General features: G+C 56.9%; 16 protein-coding genes and 1 tRNA gene. 4 read left to right on the plus strand and 13 right to left on the minus strand.

The annotated features are described in order from the left end of the window. Nucleotides 1-434: 434 nt before the first annotated feature. Nucleotides 435-1,796: a site-specific integrase gene (locus tag OZX73_RS06000; protein ID WP_277148507.1), complete on the plus strand. Its 1,362-nt coding sequence runs from the start codon at nt 435-437 to the stop codon at nt 1,794-1,796. Nucleotides 1,797-2,418: 622 nt separating this feature from the next. Then, nucleotides 2,419-3,618, plus strand: coding sequence for a DUF4062 domain-containing protein (locus tag OZX73_RS06005; RefSeq protein ID WP_277148509.1), 1,200 nt, complete (start codon nt 2,419-2,421; stop codon nt 3,616-3,618). Nucleotides 3,619-3,646: 28 nt separating this feature from the next. Here the strand turns inward: OZX73_RS06005 and OZX73_RS06010 are convergent, their stop codons facing one another. Beyond that, complete coding sequence (locus tag OZX73_RS06010) at nt 3,647-4,213, minus strand: recombinase family protein (RefSeq protein WP_277148511.1); 567 nt, start codon at nt 4,211-4,213, stop codon at nt 3,647-3,649. A 237-nt stretch (nt 4,214-4,450) separates the two neighbouring features. Continuing rightward, on the minus strand, nt 4,451-5,044 hold the full coding sequence (locus tag OZX73_RS06015) for a hypothetical protein (protein ID WP_277148513.1): 594 nt from the start codon (nt 5,042-5,044) through the stop codon (nt 4,451-4,453). A gap of 116 nt (nt 5,045-5,160) precedes the next feature. Between OZX73_RS06015 and OZX73_RS06020 the strand changes: the two genes are divergently transcribed. Further along, nucleotides 5,161-5,670, plus strand: a complete 510-nt coding sequence (locus OZX73_RS06020) for a hypothetical protein (protein ID WP_277148515.1) — start codon at nt 5,161-5,163, stop codon at nt 5,668-5,670. Nucleotides 5,671-6,311: 641 nt separating this feature from the next. Here the strand turns inward: OZX73_RS06020 and OZX73_RS06025 are convergent. The 4 genes from OZX73_RS06025 to OZX73_RS06040 form a co-directional block, all read right to left on the minus strand. Next, nucleotides 6,312-7,004, minus strand: coding sequence for a hypothetical protein (locus tag OZX73_RS06025; protein ID WP_277148517.1), 693 nt, complete (start codon nt 7,002-7,004; stop codon nt 6,312-6,314). 115 nt (nt 7,005-7,119) lie between these two features. Continuing rightward, nucleotides 7,120-8,397 carry a hypothetical protein gene (locus OZX73_RS06030; protein ID WP_277148519.1) on the minus strand — a complete coding sequence of 426 codons (1,278 nt, stop codon included), beginning with the start codon at nt 8,395-8,397 and terminating at the stop codon, nt 7,120-7,122. A 93-nt stretch (nt 8,398-8,490) separates the two neighbouring features. Further along, nucleotides 8,491-10,002 carry a phage/plasmid primase, P4 family gene (locus OZX73_RS06035; protein ID WP_277148521.1) on the minus strand — a complete coding sequence of 504 codons (1,512 nt, stop codon included), beginning with the start codon at nt 10,000-10,002 and terminating at the stop codon, nt 8,491-8,493. 200 nt (nt 10,003-10,202) lie between these two features. Continuing rightward, nucleotides 10,203-10,454, minus strand: a complete 252-nt coding sequence (locus OZX73_RS06040; protein WP_277148523.1) for a hypothetical protein — start codon at nt 10,452-10,454, stop codon at nt 10,203-10,205. A gap of 262 nt (nt 10,455-10,716) precedes the next feature. Between OZX73_RS06040 and OZX73_RS06045 the strand changes: the two genes are divergently transcribed. After that, nucleotides 10,717-11,400 (plus strand): hypothetical protein, encoded by a 684-nt coding sequence (locus tag OZX73_RS06045; protein ID WP_277148525.1) that lies wholly within the window; start codon nt 10,717-10,719, stop codon nt 11,398-11,400. Between the two features lie 116 nt (nt 11,401-11,516). On the opposite strand, the gene OZX73_RS06050 is transcribed toward OZX73_RS06045, so the two are convergent. From OZX73_RS06050 to OZX73_RS06080, 7 genes are all read right to left on the minus strand, one after another. Beyond that, nucleotides 11,517-11,593 (minus strand) — tRNA-Arg (locus tag OZX73_RS06050). A gap of 295 nt (nt 11,594-11,888) precedes the next feature. Continuing rightward, a complete protein-coding gene (gene clpX / locus OZX73_RS06055; RefSeq protein ID WP_277148527.1) occupies nt 11,889-13,310 on the minus strand; it encodes an ATP-dependent Clp protease ATP-binding subunit ClpX in 1,422 nt (473 codons plus the stop codon). 189 nt (nt 13,311-13,499) lie between these two features. Next, nucleotides 13,500-14,171 (minus strand): ATP-dependent Clp protease proteolytic subunit, encoded by a 672-nt coding sequence (locus tag OZX73_RS06060; RefSeq protein ID WP_277148529.1) that lies wholly within the window; start codon nt 14,169-14,171, stop codon nt 13,500-13,502. A gap of 2 nt (nt 14,172-14,173) precedes the next feature. Continuing rightward, nucleotides 14,174-14,800 (minus strand): ATP-dependent Clp protease proteolytic subunit, encoded by a 627-nt coding sequence (locus tag OZX73_RS06065; RefSeq protein WP_277150942.1) that lies wholly within the window; start codon nt 14,798-14,800, stop codon nt 14,174-14,176. Nucleotides 14,801-14,851: 51 nt separating this feature from the next. Further along, nucleotides 14,852-16,153, minus strand: coding sequence for a chloride channel protein (locus tag OZX73_RS06070; RefSeq protein WP_277148531.1), 1,302 nt, complete (start codon nt 16,151-16,153; stop codon nt 14,852-14,854). A gap of 300 nt (nt 16,154-16,453) precedes the next feature. Further along, nucleotides 16,454-17,833 (minus strand): trigger factor, encoded by a 1,380-nt coding sequence (gene tig, locus OZX73_RS06075; RefSeq protein ID WP_277148533.1) that lies wholly within the window; start codon nt 17,831-17,833, stop codon nt 16,454-16,456. Between the two features lie 49 nt (nt 17,834-17,882). Then, nucleotides 17,883-19,199, minus strand: a complete 1,317-nt coding sequence (locus tag OZX73_RS06080) for an HRDC domain-containing protein (protein WP_277148535.1) — start codon at nt 19,197-19,199, stop codon at nt 17,883-17,885. Nucleotides 19,200-19,329: the final 130 nt, after the last annotated feature.

Raw genomic sequence — 19,329 nt, forward strand, 5'->3', positions numbered from 1 at the left:
CAACTTGTGGTGACAACGCAAAACGGAAAACTGTACCCCTAGGTAGACATAGAGAGCCCAGTAGCGAAACTAAATACCAGAGGATTTATGCTTTCTTATTGATCCATAACAGCACAGCAAAGAAGAGCATTTCCCAGATTGCCTTTCCGGAAACGGCACCTGTATGCAGGGATACATTTGGAATACATGCCATCGGCAAAGCATATTGTCGAGAAATCAAAAAATCCACGGAACCTTGCGATTCCGCGGATTTAATTTGTGCGCACGGCAGGATTCGAACCTGTAACCTGTGCTATAATAATAGAAGTTGTAGATTAACAGTTTTTGGCTTATTTACAACGTTTTAATCTAATTTTCAAATGTTGATATTGTCGATATTGTTGCTATTATAGGATGTTGTTGGACACCTATTGGACACCTATAAGAAGGTTGATATGAAGTCTCATCTCACCGATGCTGAAAAAACGAAATTTGAGCGTGAGCAGGTGGCGGTCCAGAAGCTTCGACCGGCTACTGGTGGCATCATCCTACGAATGGCTGCCAATGGCTCTTTCCGTTACATAGCTCGATATCATTGCCCCGCATGTGGCGGCCGGAAGCACTCTCATTCCTATCACACACGCCATCAGGCGGTTGCCGCACTCAATGCTGTCGCCGCATCCATAGATTTGGCCGAAGCCAGCGGTCGCAAATATGAATGTGCCGAAAAAGAGCAGCCTTCACATCCAACGGCGCAGGCAGCCCAAACACTTGATGATTACGCAGCAACCTTCATCGATCACCCGGAACGGTGCGGAGCAAGAAGCCACGCTCCAAGTCACCAGAAAAACATGTGGCAGACATACAACCAACTGATTAAGCCCTATCTCGGCCGCACGCCACTTCCCCAGCTTTCAACTACTCAAATCGCTGCATGGCATAATTCCTTGACCGTCAGTGAACACCGCAAAGCAGTGGCATACAACCTTCTGCACTCCATCATGCAAGCTGCATGCCACGATCCTACAGAACCGAGAGTGACTATCAATCCAGTAGATATTCCACGCGCTGGAGTTCGTCGGCGCGCCACCGAGCGCTATGCGGCAACCCAAGAAGAAATTGAGCTGTTCGCCTCGAAAGTCGTTGTACATGCACGACCAAAATTAGGTGCCAGGCCAGGCGACGCACGCCCGGTGGACGTTCGTGGCACTCAAAGTATGCGCATGCTCTTTTTGACTACCGCATATTGCGCTTTGCGCCGTGAAGAGGCAATTTGTCTGACCCGTAGCGATGTCCAACAAGATGAAACTGGAATCTGGTACATCAATATCGACAAAGCGGCAACGCGCGGGCTCGACCCCCAAACGGGATCGACTAAGCTCATCGTCGGCAAACCTAAATCCAAGGCTTCAAAACGACATGTACCAATCAGTCCTCTGCTTAAGGACCGTCTCATCGAATACATGAACCAAAACGTCGGCCTGGACCAGCTTTCACTCTTGTTCCCTTCAACTATCGGACGTATGTGGGATGACCATACTATCTACCGTGTCCTCCGAAAAGCTGCCGATGAAGCGGGGCTGCCACCACAGAGCAACCCGCCAAAACGATTCGACATGTATGCCTTACGCCACACCGGCATTACATGGTACGCCAGATACAGCAAGGCCACGCTACCCGCAATCATGCGCTTCTCAGGGCAATCGGAAATCAAATCCGCACAGCAATACTTCCATGCCGATGACGATCAAGTTTCAAAAGACATCGCCCTCGCCGCACAACGAATGAGCCACGAAGGACAAGCCACAGCTGTCTAGAGTAGACAGCTACCTCGCCGCCACACACCCCTATCCGTCTACATACTAAACCAAACAATATCAATGTTTCATACACGGTATTAGACGGATAGACAGATAGTAGCCCACTCGTATTCCTCACCACAAATACCATTACACCATAAATAATTTCATATTAGCTATTGTATTCTAAAATACCCGTCTATCCGTCTAGTCTTCCATAGAAACCTTGTATTTCCAACGGTTCCACGCAAGACAGTTATGAAACATCGACCGTCTATAGCTGTCTATATCCGTCCACTTTGGCCTACCTTCGACCCCAAACAGCCAATTGAAGCCATGGAGGGTCTGCGTGGCAACAGTCTTATCAAACTTCTTGCGAGATTTGAAGAAGCGTTTAACGGTCCGGCCGTTTCGCACACCGATGCCTCTGTTTCAGGTCAAGTTGGTCCAGTGTCTCGTCAAGGCTATAAGTGACTAGGGAGCCGTTGCGGGTCTGTTCCTCACGGTTGTCATGGTGGTCGAGTTGTCCTAGCTAGGCAAGGTGGGGAGAGTCCCACAACAGACACTGTATTGCCGGAATGCCATGATACGCTGAAACTATTTACGCAGAAGTACGAAGAAATGAGACCAAATGATACCAATGAGACCAACAAGGAAGAAATATCAGGTCTTCGTCAGTTCCACGTTCACTGATCTGGAGGATCTCAGGAAGGCGGCCCTGGACGCGTTATGGACCCGTGACTACATTCCCGCAGGTATGGAGCACTTCGCGGCCACTGACCAACCCCAGCTCGACCGTATCTCAACGGCTTTAGATGAGACCGATATACTCGTACTTATCATTGGTGGCCGTTATGGGTCAATCAACGAAAACCCGAAATCGCCCTATTTCAAAAAGGGCTATGTCGAGTGCGAGTATCTGATGGCTCTCGAGAAAAAGATTCCCGTATTAGCGTTTATCTGTGAAAATCCAGGTCAACTTCCTCGCGATGAATGCGATAGGGACGACACCAAACTTGAAGAGTTCAAGGCGCAAATAAGAAGTGACGATCGGGAATGCGGCAGTTGGAAAGCCGGCGATGATCCGGCGGTACTGACCACCGACATCGTCACAGCCGTGAACGAAGAGAGGGAGCGCCTCGAAAACCAGTTGTGTGGCTGGTCGAGGGGTGACGCCCCCTCGACCGTGGCCGACAGCCTCGCCACTGTCAACAGTCTCAGGAAGAAAAGCGACGAACTGGAAGCGGAGAAAAAGTCACTCATTAATCAACTGGCACTCTTCAAAAAAGAAGACAAGGAAGAAAAAGAAACGACGGAACCTGTCACCCTGGAGCAGGCAAAAGAGCTATCCGACAGGAAACTCACCATTCAAGGGGCAGGATACCGTAAGCCAACCACTGATTTCGAAAGGTTTGATCTTGAGACGACTTTAGGCTCGGTGTTCAGACTCATGGGCCGCTTCCTGATAGAAAATAAAACATGGGATTCCCTTTTCGAAAGGTTCAATGCCGACCTGTCCTGGCAAGTCAATTGGAACACGACAACCATCTCGCCTCCCTCAGAGGATTCAATAGCATCAAAACTCAGGCGCACCGGCCTCATTGAGACATACGAGTCGCCCGAAACAACGAACTGGGACGACAACGATAATGTACTTTGGTTCCACCTGTCAGATTTCGGGGAGCAGGCGCTCACCATACTCGAGAGAGCAGACCCTGAAGACAAGCAAATACAATTTGCCTTCAAACAACGGGAAAAAGAATCAAAACCGATAGTGGATCCTTGGATGCAGTCATCTCAAGCAGTCGAACCAACGACACGCCAAGAACCCGAATTCTAGCAGCATTGCAAAAGAGCACCAGAGCCATTTATTGCTTCTTGGTTTGTTGCAAGGTTCGGTAGATAGTGGTGCGTCCGACGTTGTATTGGCTGGCGATCTCGTTGACGGTGACGGTGCCGGATTCGTAGAGCTCGCGGGCGCGTTTGGCCTGGGCTGGGGTGAGCTTGGGCTTGCGCCCGCCCTTGCGTCCTCGCCGGCGTGCGGCCTGGAGGCCGGCGTTGGTGCGCTCTCGGATCAGGTCGCGCTCGAACTGGGCCATGGCGGCAAAAATGTTGTAGACGAGCATCCCGCCCGAGGTGGTCGCGTCGATGTTCTCCGTGAGGCTTTTGAATCCCACCCCTGCCTCTTGGAACCGGTTCATGAGGTTGACGAGGTTCTGGAGGCTGCGGCCCATGCGGTCGAGCTTCCAGACGACCACGGTGTCGCCCTCGCGCAGGGTCTGGAGCATGAGGTCGAGCTGGGGTCGGTGCTCCTTCGCCCCGCTGGCGTGATCGACGTAGATGTGACCGCGTTCGCACCCGGCCTTAACAAGCGCGTCCACCTGGAGATCCTCGTTCTGGTCCAACGTGGAGACCCTGGCGTATCCGATCAGCATCCCGAATCCTTTCGTACCGAAACCCGTTACTATTCCATTATATCGGACATTGAATACGGTACGGGTTGTGGTACGTCGAAAGCGTAAGGAAACCGGTAAAAACCGAACCGGGTTATAGGCGTCCCGTAAACGACCGTTTATGGGACACCCGAAAACGGGTTGTTGAAAGGAAAAGGGAGCGATACGACGAGCTTGGTCGGCCGTCGCATCGCTCCCCTTTCGAAGGTTTGGAGGATGTCAGCTCTTGGCGTTCGAGTCTTTGCTGACGGCTTTGGCGTGGTCGATGGCTTTCTTGAGCTGGTCACGGGTGGCGTTGTCGGCCACCTTGCCGTCGGAGTCCTTGTAGAGCTGCTCGGCCTTGGCGAGGTCGCCGTCGAGCCTCTTGTGGGTGGTCCTGTCCATGTCATTGACGAGCGCCTGCTGGTGTTTGGCTGTATCCGTATTTCCGGTGTATGTGGCGGCGAGGTCGCGGTTGTCGATCGCGGTCTGGCGGATGTTCTTGGTCGGCCCGCCCGCAGGACAAGAGACGGCTTTTGGCGCCTTGCCGGCCTTAGCGCTGTCTTCTTCGACGGTTTTCAGCAGGGTCTTGTCGGTGAGCTCGCCGGGCTTCTTGGCGTCCTTGGCGAGGCTGGCGCCTTTGGCGAGTGTCGCCTGGTGCTGCTTGTAGGCGGTGTTGACGGCGGTCTCGCTTTGCCGGCAGTCGGCCAGCGCCGTCCTGTGGTCGGCTTGTACGCCCAGATACGCGCCCACGCCTACCAGCGCTACGACCAGCAGTGCGACGACGGTGCTGGCGATCCTGTGGTTTCTGATGTACGCGGTGATGGCTTCCATGCCCGTCCTTCTCCTTGGTGTTCGATCTCCGGTATCGCATTGTACGCACACCTGAGGAAAGAACGGCATGACAAACACTAACGGTCAGGTCGTGGAAGCGGGCTACGATGCAAGACATGAACGAGAAGAGGAACACAAGGAAGATTCGCCCGCTGCTGGCGGGCACGGCGACGTTGCTGTTGGCCGTGGGGATGCTGGCCGGAGGCGTCGCCGACGCCGCAACCCCGGCATCGACCGGCGATTACCAAGCCTATGATGCGGCGGATAGCCAGCTGGTCGATGCGATGAGCGCCGTCAACGGCTCCGTCAAGCAGAAGTCCGACGCCGACGCACAGGCTGCCGCCCAAGCGGCGCAACAAGCCCAAGAGGCCGCGCAGGCCCAGGCACAGTCGGCCCAGGGTTCAACTGGTGGAGGCCGTTCCTCTGTTGGCTTCGGTTCCCGTTCCGGCGGATGGAACTCGTCGCGCTATTCCGCGCCTTCCACTCCATCGGCACCTGCGCCGTCCTATCAACCAGCACCTTCATATACGCCGTCTGCACCTTCAAACGGCGGTAAAGATCCACTTGCTGCACACGGCCCTTGGATTGATCCTAGCGATGGATCTTGTTTTGCTGAGTGTTTCTGAGAAGATCCATTTCATCTACTGAGATGCAATGTAGAGGCCGTCATTCTTTAGAGAATGGTTTTTGTGATTTGTGATCCCTGTTTGGGCTGCATGGCTATCGTCATGGACAGTATTGATTGTAACGTTTCAGCGCGCTAAAACAGGCAAAGTTGTTTATCCTAGTAGCATGTCAAAGATACCAATAGGCCGCTGTTTGCTGTGCTGTTGAGGTGTACCACGTGTATCGGAAGACTAGATGATGGTATGAATCCTCGATATGAGGAGCGGGCCAACTACGTTAGCCCTTGCATTTAAGGGCTAAGCCATGACCGAGGTCACCACGCGGGGCGTGTCCCTGCCGGGTGGCTTAACCCTGAAATGGCCAGGGGCTTACGCCCCCGACACCCCTCTGCCTCATTGCATGAAAGGCCGGGCGGCAACCTTGCATCGGTTGCCGCCCGGCCTTTCCTGTCTTCGGCTCCTCGCCTTCGCCGTGTCGGTGGGCGGGTGCGCGGTGACACGGGTCACGGCTCCCGTCCACAAGCACGGCGGAGGCTGCGGCCAAGGCGTTCCAGCCTTGGATCCAGGCGAGGGAGCCGATAGGCCCCCTCGACCCGCGCCACCCGCACACCGGCGCAGAGACGCCGGGCGCGGACGGATTGCTAGCCCAGTTCGGGACCGGCGGGTACGGGGGCGGGACAAGCCGAAAGATCCTCACCGGAGGCGTCACCGCCATCGTCGCCGGTTTCAAGGCGGGCCAGATAGTCCTCGGCCTCCATGACCGCGCGACGGCCGGGGTCCATGCCCTCCACGAGTTGCGACGCCTCGGCGTCAAGCTCGTCGGCGATCTCGTCGAACGACCGCCCGTCCCCTTGCAGCCCGGACCAGGCGGCGAGCGCCCGGTCGTCATGGTCGCGCATCCGACGCACCAGCGCGAGGAACGGGCCGTCACCGTCGCCGCCGTCAGGGTCACCGTCGGCGTCCCCGCCGCCGGACGCGATCTTCAGGAGGCGCCTGGCGATCTCGTCGCCGTCCTCGCCGAGGTACCTGAGGTACAGGTAGCGTTTCAGCATCCGCATATCGCCCGCATAACCCTCGAGGCCACGGGTGCCGGCGCACAGCACGCCGTACTCGTAGCAACAGGTCTCGAACCAGCCCGGGCTCGTCAGCCTGCCGGTGAAACCGTCATCGGCACGCATCGCGGCCATCACTTCGGCGGCATCGGTCCCGTCCGGCAGATGCCGGGCACCCTCGTCGATGCGTCTCGCCATCTCGTCGGGGTCGAACGGCTCGTGCCGCATGCCCATGCCGATGATGATGTTGACCGTCTTGTCAATCTTAATGTTGGGTTCCATTTTCCCTACTTCCTTCCGTGCCGTTCATAACGGCACACATATAAATTCGTTCTTTACCGGGTTACGGCGGAGCACCCGCCGTCGCGTCTAGGGCGGCAGCCAGAGGCCGGCGGATCTACAGGACACGCTCATGGGAGCGCCCCCTTCCCGTATCCGGCTCCATGCGGTCCAGAAGCTCCCTTCTGCGTGCCGGGGGAAGCCCACGCCACTCATCGGCCGTATACAGGCGTCCGGAGGCGTGTCTGGGCAGCAGACCGGGCTCGTCGTCCAGCATCCGCCCCAACGCCTCCAACGCCTTCTCCTTTTCAGGCGGGGGTGCGACGGGCCGGGCGGCAGCGCCCTTTTCCACGCCGGCGCGATAGCCCTGTTCATAGCCCTCTCGCCGAGCCTGCTCGACCAGGGTTTTAGCACGGGCCATCTCATGTGAAAGCCACGAACGCAACGCAGTCACGAAACGCTCACACGTCTCCCGCAGCCATTCCAGCAGTGATGCCTCACGGGCGTCCAGCGCCTTCTCACGCTTGTCCAGAGCCGTCCGGCGGCATTCAGTCGTCTCCAGCTCCTTATGGGCCTTGAGGGCATCGTTTTGGGCCTTTTTGCGGACCTCAAGCGTCCTCCGGGCCAGCGGGGCCACCTCGGCGGCCACTGCGCTGTCCATCTTCAGCTTCTCGACCTCGGCATTGGACGAATACGAGGCCTTTGTAGACTCGTAATGGCAGTCGAACCGGTCACGCGCCAAAGCCTGTATCCTACGGTTCAGTTCACGCAGCCACTTGCGGGTCACCAGACGGTTGCAGTCGAACCACACGCCCTGTGGCGCACGCCCACGGCGCGAGCGCGTCCGCGGGGCTGTCCCGTTGATCCTCTCGATCTGCTCCGGAGAGGTCGCTGGCACGAACATGGCGTGCATGTGGATGCGCGAGGTGCGCGTCACCGGCGGGTCGTCCGGACCCGCCGGCACGCCCTCGGCCTCAAGCTGGGAACGCGGGACCACGTAGTCGTGGACCTCGTCATAATGAATGACGCCGCCCACGCACATGCCCCAGCCGCCGGCCATCGCCGACTGCTCGGTCAGGCACCCGCGGAAGAACCGGATGACGGCCCCGCGGTCATCAGGATGCGGGAAGTCCTCGGGCAGGTCATAGACCATCGAGCACATCACCACCGTGTCCTTGCGCCACCGCCGGCCCGGTGGCTTGGCCGCGCGCACCTCCCCCACGATCCGGCGCAGACGGGCCATCAGATCCTCGCCATCCACACTCAGCACCACGTTCAACCGCGTCAGCGCCTGATCTATATGGGGATTCGAATGCCGCTCGCCAAGACGAAGAACATGGAAAATGATCGCGACGGCCTTCGAAAACGAATATTTTCCAAGATTGACACCAGCCAAAACAGCCACCTCCTGAAGCAAAAATGTGATTGGAGCCGCCGCCCCGACAGCCACAGACGTGTGGCATCGGGACGACGGAATAAGACAGCGGAACTAGCCCAGCATCTCCTCCGGTGTCGGCTTATGACGGGTAGGTGGGATGTTGACGGCAGGTGCCTCCTTGGCGCGTGGAATACGCTTCAAGCCACGTACCTGATGCTTGCCCTGATCTATGGAACGCACAATGGATTCGGAAATGGTCTCTGCCACGTAATCCTCGCGACCCTCAAGCGTAGGCAGCCTTGATTTGCTAATCGACGGCACGCCCAGCTGCCATCCATCAGACTCGGCAAGGGGCCTGAGAGCCTTGCCGAATACTATTCTCCCGACTATCCTGCCTAAAGGATGGTTCCGCTTGAACCAGCGCTCGTAAAGCTCATACAACGCGCTGCTCGGAATTTCAGACATACCGTAAAGTTGATCGTGAATGTCGAACCACCACTCCTTGACGGGATCGTTCTCCAACGCCCATTCCTCAAGCGCGCGCCTGGAAAATTCGGTTTCGGCCCATGTACCGAAGTCCGGGCACAACAACGCCCAGGTAAGCAGGTAGCTCAGCACATCCGTCCGTTGCAGGTAATCGCCGATCTCCGGCCGCCGGGCATGATCCTTGAACTGCTTGGTCAGCTTAACGACCACAATCCTGTCCAACATCGCCTCGCTCTTGTCCTTCACTCGCGGAAGATCGTTGAACGCCTGAACCACGAGGCAGCACGGTTTGAGAAGATAGCTGTCCTTGCCTTTGTGCTCGGCCTTGATCTCACCGCCGGAGATGATGGATTTGAACATGGAACTGTCATTGAAATACGTGTTCGCGTCATTGTCGTCACCGATGACCAGCGATGTATGCTCCAGGGAGGCACCGATCCAACGCGACTGGCTGGGGTCATTGAAAACCGACAGTGGAAGTGATGCTGTCTGTTCCCTCCCGACAATGCTGACCATGAGGTTGAGTAGCGTCGACTTGCCGTTGCTGCCATCGCCGACGAGGAAAATCGCCTTCCGCGCCCTCACCGCCAGGCTTGGGATCAGGGAAGCCTTGAGCATCTCCCGAATCATCGGGACAAGCTCATCGCCATACGTGTCCTTAAGCCAACTCATGGCCTCCCAGCCATCGATGACCGGACTCTCGGCTTGGGGGTTGTACGGAATGCCGCCCTTCGCCAGGAACACGAGATCCGGAGAGAACGGCTTGAGGACATTGCCTTTCACGTCCCATACGCCATTGGCGAGCGGCACATATTCACTGCGGGATGTCAAAGTCACACGTGGTGCCATATCATGGATCTCCGCAATAACCTCGTCAACTTCGCGCTTAGTCACCGGAAGAAAAATACTTTCCGCAAAAACCCTTGCGATCACGGCGATATCGGACTCGACCACATCCGATGGCAAATAAACGCCAGACTCTTTGTCGTATGCGCAAAGCTGCGAGCCACGCTCTCTGCCCACTTCACGCCGGACAACCCGAAGCGGACACCCAAGAGCCTCGCAAGCTTCCCGTACCAATCTGCCCATTGTGCTGGTATCAACGCCCACCGGCTTGCCTTTAGGACCTTTGGACATGCGAACCGGATATCCGTTACTCACCCTCGCATAAATCTTCTCCTGGAGTGAGTCTGGCTTAATCCCACTGCCAGCGAGTACTATATTCGTCGTCAATCCCTCGGTCATAGAACCAAAACTGGCGGCCGTCTTCCGTGACCTCTCGTCACCCGTACCGTCCGTATATCGTGGCTTATAGCTCATGAGTTCCGGCTGTCCGCTCATCGGGCATCACCCGCCATCGGGTTCGCCGGTTCGAACAGAGCGTCTACATCGGCCATATACACACGAAGCAGCGCGTTCTTGCCGCCATGCGGGCTCGGATGGCGGTAGGCCATAAGGTCGCCGCGAGCGATGTCACGATACAGAAGGTCAGGAGAAACACCCCAGCGCTTCGCAGCACAGGAAACAGACACGAATGAGTGGTCTAAACTGACATTGTTGTTACTATGGGTACCCACTATTGTAGGCATAATGCTCCTTAGCATCACACCCTTGCGAGAGAGTACGCGCAACAGCGATACACATATTACGTGATTTAGATAATTTGCTGGGCCGAACCCATGACATTTTTAAATGCCAACAAACCACTAGGTACAATGTCAATGATAGCAATTATGCAGTTACTATGCAAACTTCACGCTAATAGCGATAAACGCATGTGTCTACATAAACGTTAGCTAGCCACATAAAATAGGACAAAAGCATGAGTACGATCAGAAGAAATGAATAATTATGGCAGAAAATAATGCAACACAAGATTTTAGCCGAGTCGTGATCCGCTGTGAAAATTCCGAAACTCATAGGAGGAACGGAAAACAAGCAGCGCCCGTACTAGCAGAGTATTGGCGAGATGGGCAGAACCGGATCTACCGGCCAGATATATTTAACCATTGGGAAGATCCGTCAAACCCCGGCACCTTTAAAGTGTATCCATTTGGTGTGGATCGATGCCCCCAATGCCACAAGAACAACCCTATATCCATAGAAAAGACGCGTCTGGAGCTCGAAAGGCTCTGGGACATCCTGCGATATCCTGCAGTTTTAAAAAAACTTGACGCGAGCCGATTTTCACTCGATGAAGAATACGTTCAAGGTATTCATGACGATATCCTTCCGATTTTCGATAACATCGAACGTTATAAGCACGATCTTCTGGCATCTGACGGATCTGGGCTCCAGAAGGATCTCAAAGACCTCGATCCCATCGAAAAAGAAAAATATGAGTACCTATACGATGAATCTGAGCTGATGGAGGAGGAAGTCGAAGAAACCAGATCCGGGAACGGCTCCTTCACGATAGCCATACCTGCATCCCGATTCGCTTCCCTCCTGTCAAACAGACAATACGAACGGAACGTATTTTCCCTAGCCATACATGAAGGCTACAGGCCACAGTTACAGGCTACGCACGAATAACGGAATAAACAACATTTCGGCAACGGTGTCCAACCAAAATATTATTTCTATTGGACACCTATTGGACACCTGGAAAAAGTAAATCCGCGGAATCGTTGAAATTCCGCGGAATTGAATGGTGCGCACGGCAGGATTCGAACCTGTAACCTGCTGATCCGTAGTCAGCTGCTCTAATCCATTGGGCTACGTGCGCAGTGTCAAGAACCTTGTTTTTGACAACTCATCTAATATAACGTTTCGGGTCGATTCTCGCAAGCATAGGCGTGTCGCGAAGGCACATCAATGCATTACATAACGATCTGGAATCATGTCCCGCAATTCATGGAAAACCGTTCGCTGATGGTCATCCAAACCTCCACGAACGAACTCCATCAGTCGATAGCAGGTATGAATATCTGAAACATCAACAACGACAAAACAAAAGCTTCAAGCCTTGTCATTCAAGACACCAGTCAAAACCATAACCCAGAAAACAAGTAACGTTCCGCTTATCCGAACGCGTGTACCTTGCTGCGACGCGAAGAATGCCCGGACGAGGCCGACGAAACCACCATCTTCGGCACGCCCTCACCGCTGACGGCGGAAGCGTCCACGATAACCTGCTGAACATCGTTCATCTCCGGAAGCTGGAACATCGTCTCCTCAAGCGTCTTTTCAATGATGGAACGTAGTCCGCGGGCACCGGTTCCCTCTCTAATCGCCTTGGCGGCGATGGCGGCGATGGCCTCATCGGTGAACGAGAGTTTGACCCCGTCGACGGCGAAAAGCTTGCGGTATTGCTTGACCAGCGCATTGGCCGGGCGCACGAGGATATCGCGCAGATCCTGCTCGGTGAGTTCGTCGAGCACGCTGACTACCGGCAGTCTGCCGATGAATTCGGGCAGCAGTCCGAAATCGCCCAGATCATCCGCATCGACCTGCCGCAACAGATCGGCTTTGCTTTCGTCGTGCTCGTGCAGGGTGGCGGTGAAACCACTTTCCTGCGCACCGAGCCGCTTGCGGACGATGGCGTCGAGACCGACGAACGCGCCGCCACAAATGAAGAGGATGTCGCGCGTGTCCATCTTGACGGTGTTCTGATCGCGGTGCTTGCGCGTACCCTCACCTTCCAGCGGCACCGAGGCGATGGTGCCTTCGAGGATCTTCAGCAGCGCCTGCTGCACGCCCTCCCCACTCACGTCACGGGTCAGCGAGGCGCTTTCACCACTTTTGCGCGCGATCTTGTCAATCTCATCAATGTAAACGATGCCGTGCTGTGCCCGATCCACATCGCCGTCAGCGGCCTGCAGGAGCCGTTGCAACACGCTCTCCACGTCGTCGCCGATATAGCCGGCCTCGGTCAGCGTGGTGGCGTCCACAATGACGAATGGCACGTTCATCACGCGGGCGAGCGTCTGCGCCAGATAGGTCTTGCCAACGCCCGTGGGTCCAAGCAGCAGAATATTGGATTTGGCCACTTGAACGTCGACCAGAGGGTCACCACTTGATTTTCCAGAACGTTTGGAGGAACCTGCCTTGTTGTTTCCAGCGGTGACGGCTTTTCGCGCAGCACCCGATGCGGCAGCGGCCTTGCCCATCCCCGCGCCGGAGACGCGGCCACCCTCGCCCATCTCCATGTTGACGCGCTTGTAATGGTTGTAGACGGCCACGGAAAGGGTGCGCTTGGCCTGCGGCTGGCCGACCACGTACTGGTCGAGATAGGCGTATATTTCTGAAGGTTTGGGCAGGTTCAGCGCATTAATCTTGACTTCCTCGTCGGTGTCATCGTTGATGAGGTCGACGCATTGGGCGATGCACTCGTCGCAGATCGCCGCACCCTGGCCGGTGACCAGCTTGCGCACCTGACGTTCGCTTTTGCCGCAGAATCCGCAGCGCGGGACGGAGTCGTTATAATCCACCACGTCGCCCATGCCTTCTCCTTACCGCGTCGCACGCTTTCAGCTCAGCCTGTCATGACCATTTGTTCGCCGCTTTTCCAGCAGCACATCCAATACGACGATACCCCTCACGCGCGAACGCAAGGGGTATCGAATTATTTTTGTTGTAAATCTACACGGCGAATCGCGGCATAATCACTACCGTAACCGTTACCGCTACCACTACTTGCGGTTGGCAAGCACCTCGTCGACCATGCCGTAATCCTTGGCCTCCTGGGCCGTCAGGAAGGTGTCGACCTCGATGTCCTTGCGGACGCGCTCGACCGACTGGCCGGTGTGCTTGGCAAGAGTCTCCTCGAGCCATTCGCGCATACGCAGCATTTCCTTGGCCTGGATCTCGATCTCGGTGGCCTTGCCAAATCCCTGATCGATGGCCGGCTGGTGGATGAGCACACGCGCGTTCGGGAGCATCAGACGCTTGCCCTTGGTACCAGCAGCCAAAATGACCGCAGCGGCCGAAGCGGCCTGGCCAAGGCAGACGGTCTGCACATCAGGCTTGATGTATTGCATCGTGTCATAGATGGCCGTCATCGCGGTCATCGAGCCGCCGGGAGAGTTGATGTACATCATCACGTCGCGGTTAGGGTCCTGGCTTTCCAGCACCAAGAGCTGAGCCATGATGTCGTCGGCGGAGGTGTCGTCCACCTGCACGCCCATGAAGATGATGCGATCCTCGAACAGACGGCTATACGCATCCTGCGTCTTCATACCGTACGGCGTCTTCTCGCTGAACTGCGGCATCACGTAACGGTTCTGGGGCGCAAAACCGGCCACGCCACGCGGGCCCGCGAGACGCTCGGCACGAGCTACAAACTTCGCTTCTTCACTTGCCATGTTCACTCCCCGTCCTTCTTGGTGCTCATCGTGCCCGGCGTGGTCACGATCTTATCGAAGAAACCGTATTCCAGCGCCTGCTGGGCGGTGAACCAGTGGTCGTATTCGTTGTCGCGGTAAATCTCTTCGAGGGTGTGGCCGGTCTGCTCGGCCGTGAGCTTCGAAAGGGTCTGCTTCATGTCCATGATCAGCTCGGCGTTGATGCGCACGTCGGTGGCCGTGCCGCCGATGCCGCCGGAAGGCTGGTGCATCAGGATACGGGCATGGGAAGTGGCGAAACGCTTGCCCTTGGTGCCGCTGGAAAGCAGGAACTGGCCCATGGAGGCCGCCATGCCGACAGCGACGGTGGCCACGTCGGGCTCAATGAGCTGCATGGTGTCGTAGATGGCCATGCCGGCGGTGATGGAACCGCCGGGCGAATTGATGTAAAGCCAGATGTCCTTCTTCGGGTCTTCGGCCGCGAGCATCAACATCTGGGCGCAGATGACGTTAGCGTTCTGATCCTTGACCTCGTCGCCAAGCCAGATGATGCGCTCCTTCAAGAGCCTATTGAAAATCGGATCCGTGATGGAGGGAGCGGAATCCTCCCCCTCGTCCATCGACGGCGTAGATGTCAGCAATCCTGCCACCATATCTCCTTGATATTCACGTTTTATTACCGTTAAAGATATTACCCGCACTTATACGACAGCCCTCAGTTTTTTGCGCTGAGAACGAGAAACAAAGCCGATGAAACCGCGCGAAACCAGCGCCGACACGGCCACGCCGACACCGACCGGCACGAAGAAGGCCATCGGTGCCCCCGTCAGTTCCATCACCAGGCACATTGCCATCAGCGGCGCCTGCTGAGAGGCGGCGAGCAACGCCGAAGCCCCGACCAACGCACACGCGGTGACGGTGTCACCTGGGCTCAACAAAACCCACGCGAAACCGAGCAATGCGCCCAGTGTCGCACCTATCGAAATGCCAGGCTGGAGCACGCCGCCAGAAGCGCCGGAACGGATGGTGCCGAGCGTCAACACGACTTTGGCCACCAGCAGAGCCAGCAGAATCGGTATGAGGGCATCAGCCTCGCGGGCGGTGGCGGCAAAGGCGTATTGCGCCACGGAACGGCCGTTACCCATGATCTGCGGCAGCCATATCGCCACGATGCCAGTCGCCAGCGCGGCCAACGGCATCATCCAGAGGATGCCCGCGCCTTTGGGTTTGTTGCCTTCGGCCCATTGCGAGCCTTTGCGGAACAGCGCGCCGGCGATACCGCAGACAATGCCGGCGAGAACGGCGAACAAGGTCAGGCTCAGCGTCGAAATCACAGATTTGCCCATGGCGGACATCCCGTAGAACGTACCGCGCCCGCGGATCATCGAAGCGATATAGGCCGATACCGCCGAGGTGCCGAGCGCCAAGGTGACGGTTTCCATGCTGATGTCGGAAAGCAGGATCTCGATGGCGAAAAACGTGCCGGCGAGTGGGGCGTTGTAGACACCAGCAAGTCCTGCCGCCGCGGCTACGGCGACAACGGTCTTGCGGTCTTTTTCGTCGTTTAAATGGACAAGTTTCGAAAAGCGTTGCCCAAGCATCGCACCGAACTCGCGCGGTGCGACCTCACGGCCGATGGACGAGCCAGAACCCACGATGAAGATCTGCAACAAGACATGAACGGTGGTCTGCCAAACTGGCATTCGTTCCCCCGCCACGGCAATCTTCACTGACGGCACTTTGGTGGTTTTGGTACGCAGCAGCCACCAGACGACCGCCGCGAACACCGATCCGCCAACAATCGACGCGATGCGCCGCCACGCCGCCACCTGATAGGGGCTCGGATTCTGCGGGTTCTCGACATAGCCCAGCATGATCCGTTCGACACCGCTCAGCATCAGGCCGAGCAGGCCGGAACTCACGCCGACGACTCCCCCGAGCAGGAAGATGACGGCGGCGAGCAGGCCCAGCCGTTTCAATCCGCTATCGTTCTTTTCTTCCACCAGCGCTTCTGACTTTCCGCGACATTGATATGGAGGACGCGTTGCGCCACTTCCACTTAATTATCTTCAGACCAATATAATCGCGACCAAGAAAAACCGTCGCACCAATGCCAAATTCGATCGGCCACATTCATGCTGTCCACTTACATTGACAGCATTCGCAAAGCAAAAATGCAAAGAACCAAACAGTATTAAAAATCAACATCCATTGCAATAGACCTGAACCAAACAAACGAAAAGGGAGCCGGGCGAACCCGTACTCCCTTTTAGCGTTATTAGAGATTGATGATTACTCCGAAATCACTCGGCCTCATCTTGGTCGGAAAGCTCGTCGGCGACGGCGGCAGCGGCGGACGCGGCCTCGACGCTTTCGTTCTCCTCGGCATCCTCGACGGCCTCGTCCTCACCGAGGAACGGGGTCAGGTCGAGATCCTTGCCATCGCAGGTGAACTTGACGGCACGCATGCCGGCAAGCAGGCCCTTGGAACGGCCGACTTCCTGAACGGCGGAGCCAAGCTGGCCGTTCTGGACGATCGCGTTGATGAAGGCGCTCGGATCCATGCCATACTGCTGGGCGATGGAAGCGAGGAAGTTGGTGACATCGGCCTGGGAAACCTTGACGTCGAGCTGCTCGGCCAAAGTGTCGAGCACGATCTGGTCCTTGAGCTCCTTGTCGGCGGTCTCTTCGGCTTCCTTCTTCTGCTCGTCGGTGGCCTTCTCGGGATCGGCGGTGACCTGCTTCAAGCGCTCTTCGACCATGTCCTTGCGGACGCCTTCGGGCACCGGAATCTCCACGTCCTTCTTCAGGGCGTCGAGGAACGCATCGCGCGCCTCATTGGCCTGACGGCCTTCGCCGTCACGCTCGCACTGCTTGCGGATATCGGCCTTGAGCTCGTCCAAGGTGTCGAACTCGGAGGCTTCCTGGGCGAAATCATCGTCGAGCTTGGGCAGCTCTTCGGCCTTGACGGAGTTGACCTTGACCTTGATCTGGGCCTTCTCGCCTTCGTGGTCACCACTTTCCAGCGTGCCTTCGAAGGTGGTCTCCTCGCCTGCGGACAGACCATCAAGCGCTTCGTCGATGCCGTCGAGCAGCTTGCCGCTGCCGAGCTCGTAGCTCACGCCTTCCTGGGAATCGACGGACTCACCGTCAATCTGGGCGTCAAGGTCGATGTTGGCGAAATCGCCCTTCTTGGCGGGACGATCGACACCCACGAGGGTGCCAAAACGCTGGCGAAGGTTGTCGAGGCGCTTGTCGACGTCCTCATCGGTGACCTCGGTCTTGGGGACCTCAAGGGTTATGCCGTCGAGCTTCGGCAGCTCGATTTCAGGGCGGCGCTCGACGGTGGCGATGAACTTCACCTTGGTGTCGTCCTTCTCGCTGGTCGGCATTTCCTTGACATCCAGCTCGGGCTGGGCCATGGGGCGAATCTTCTTTTCCTCGAGGGCCTTGGAGTAAAGCTCCGGGACGGCGCTGTTGACGGCCTCGCCGGCGACGGCACCAAAGCCGACGCGCTGGTCGATGATCTTGCCCGGGACGTGGCCCTTGCGGAAGCCCGGGACGCTGATCTGCTTGGCGATCTCCTTGCGGGCTTGATCAAGATACGGGTCGAACTCTTCCGGGTCGACGGTGACGGTGAGCTTCACCTTGGTGGGCTCGAGATTCCTCACGCTGATTTTCACGCTAGTACTCCTGACGATTATTCCTACTACTTCTGCACTTAGGCAACCCTCATATGATAACGCGACTTACGGACTCAGAGACAAGCGCAACCTGCCATTTTCGCGCCCCTTGTTCGCGTAGAAACTCAGGGATATCAAGGCCGGCCGCATCATCTCGCCAGCACAGGTTGCGGATGATCTGCGGCTTGATGACCACGTCGGGCGGGGTCCTTGTGTCCTGCGCGATCTGGGCGATGACGGCACGGACTTTCTTGAGACGGGCGAACCGCTCAGGTTGATGAACGGACCAGTATTTCATCGAACGCGGCGCATTGGCTTGTGCCTCCTTCGAGGGCGTCGGCGGCTCAGGCCAGTCCTTCGGCTTGAGTTTCAGCGCCTCTTGGATGGTGTCTTTCCACACGCTGGGCTTGATGGAACGCTGGATGGGGGCGTAACGTTCGAACATCTTGTCCTGCTCGTTGCCCATGTGGATGCGCACGCGCTCGTTCAGGCTGCGGATGGCGCGGAACTGGCGGGCGTTATGTGGCTTCTTCTGGGCGGCCTCGATGATGGCGGCATCGCTCAGAAGCAGGGTCGGGGCGATGTCATGCTCGCGTGCAAGCTCATCGCGTTTTTCCCACAGCGCTTTGGCGACGGCCTGGCCTCGCCTGTCGTGGCCAAGCGCGGTGAAATGGGAAATGCGCATCCACGGCACCGGGTGGGGCGTTTGCGGACCTGTCCCCTCTGCCAGCGCATGGCTGAATTCTTCATTGGCCCATTCCATTTTGCCGGCTTTTTTGAGATCGGCACGCATTTTCTGCTCAAGTTCGATCAGCAGTTCGACATCAAGGGCCGCGTAATTACGCCAATCCCTTGGCAAGGGGCGATACGACCAATCGGCGGCGGAATGTTCCTTGGCCAATGTAATACCAAGGTAATGTTCGGTGACCGCGGCAAGGCCGAAACGTTTCAACCCCAACAATCTTGCGGCGATTTCGGTATCGAAAAGATTGCGAACCTTCATACCCAGATCGGTGAAGCCAGGCAGATCCTGTAGGGAATCGTGGATGATCCACGTGGCATCGCCGACGGCACGGTTGAATTCGTTCCAGTCCGCTCCGGCTTCATTCAGGGCTATCGGATCGAGCAGAACGATGCCGGAACCGGTGCGTTTGAACTGCACCAGCCAGTCCTCATGACCGTATCGATAGCCCGAAGCGCGTTCAGCATCGGCCGCCAGCGAGCCATCGCCAGCGGCCAACCTGTCGGATGCCTCGCGGAATCCGTCAAGCGTGTCGGTCACCTCAGGGACGCCCTCACGCGGCTCTTCCTGCAATCGCGGATCGCTACTCAACCGAACTCCCACTCCGTCCACCGCAGAGCTCATAGCTTCGCTTTCCCATACAAGGCGTTGCAAGCTCCGAGTCCAATGGACACTGCTATACACTAAATCCGGCGTCCACCATATCGCGAGCCTTGGGCAGTCTTTTCTACACCGGCTGAGAGGATTACCAAGC

The sequence above is a fragment of the Bifidobacterium sp. ESL0775 genome (genome assembly GCF_029395475.1).
Classification (GTDB): Bacteria; Actinomycetota; Actinomycetes; order Actinomycetales; family Bifidobacteriaceae; genus Bifidobacterium.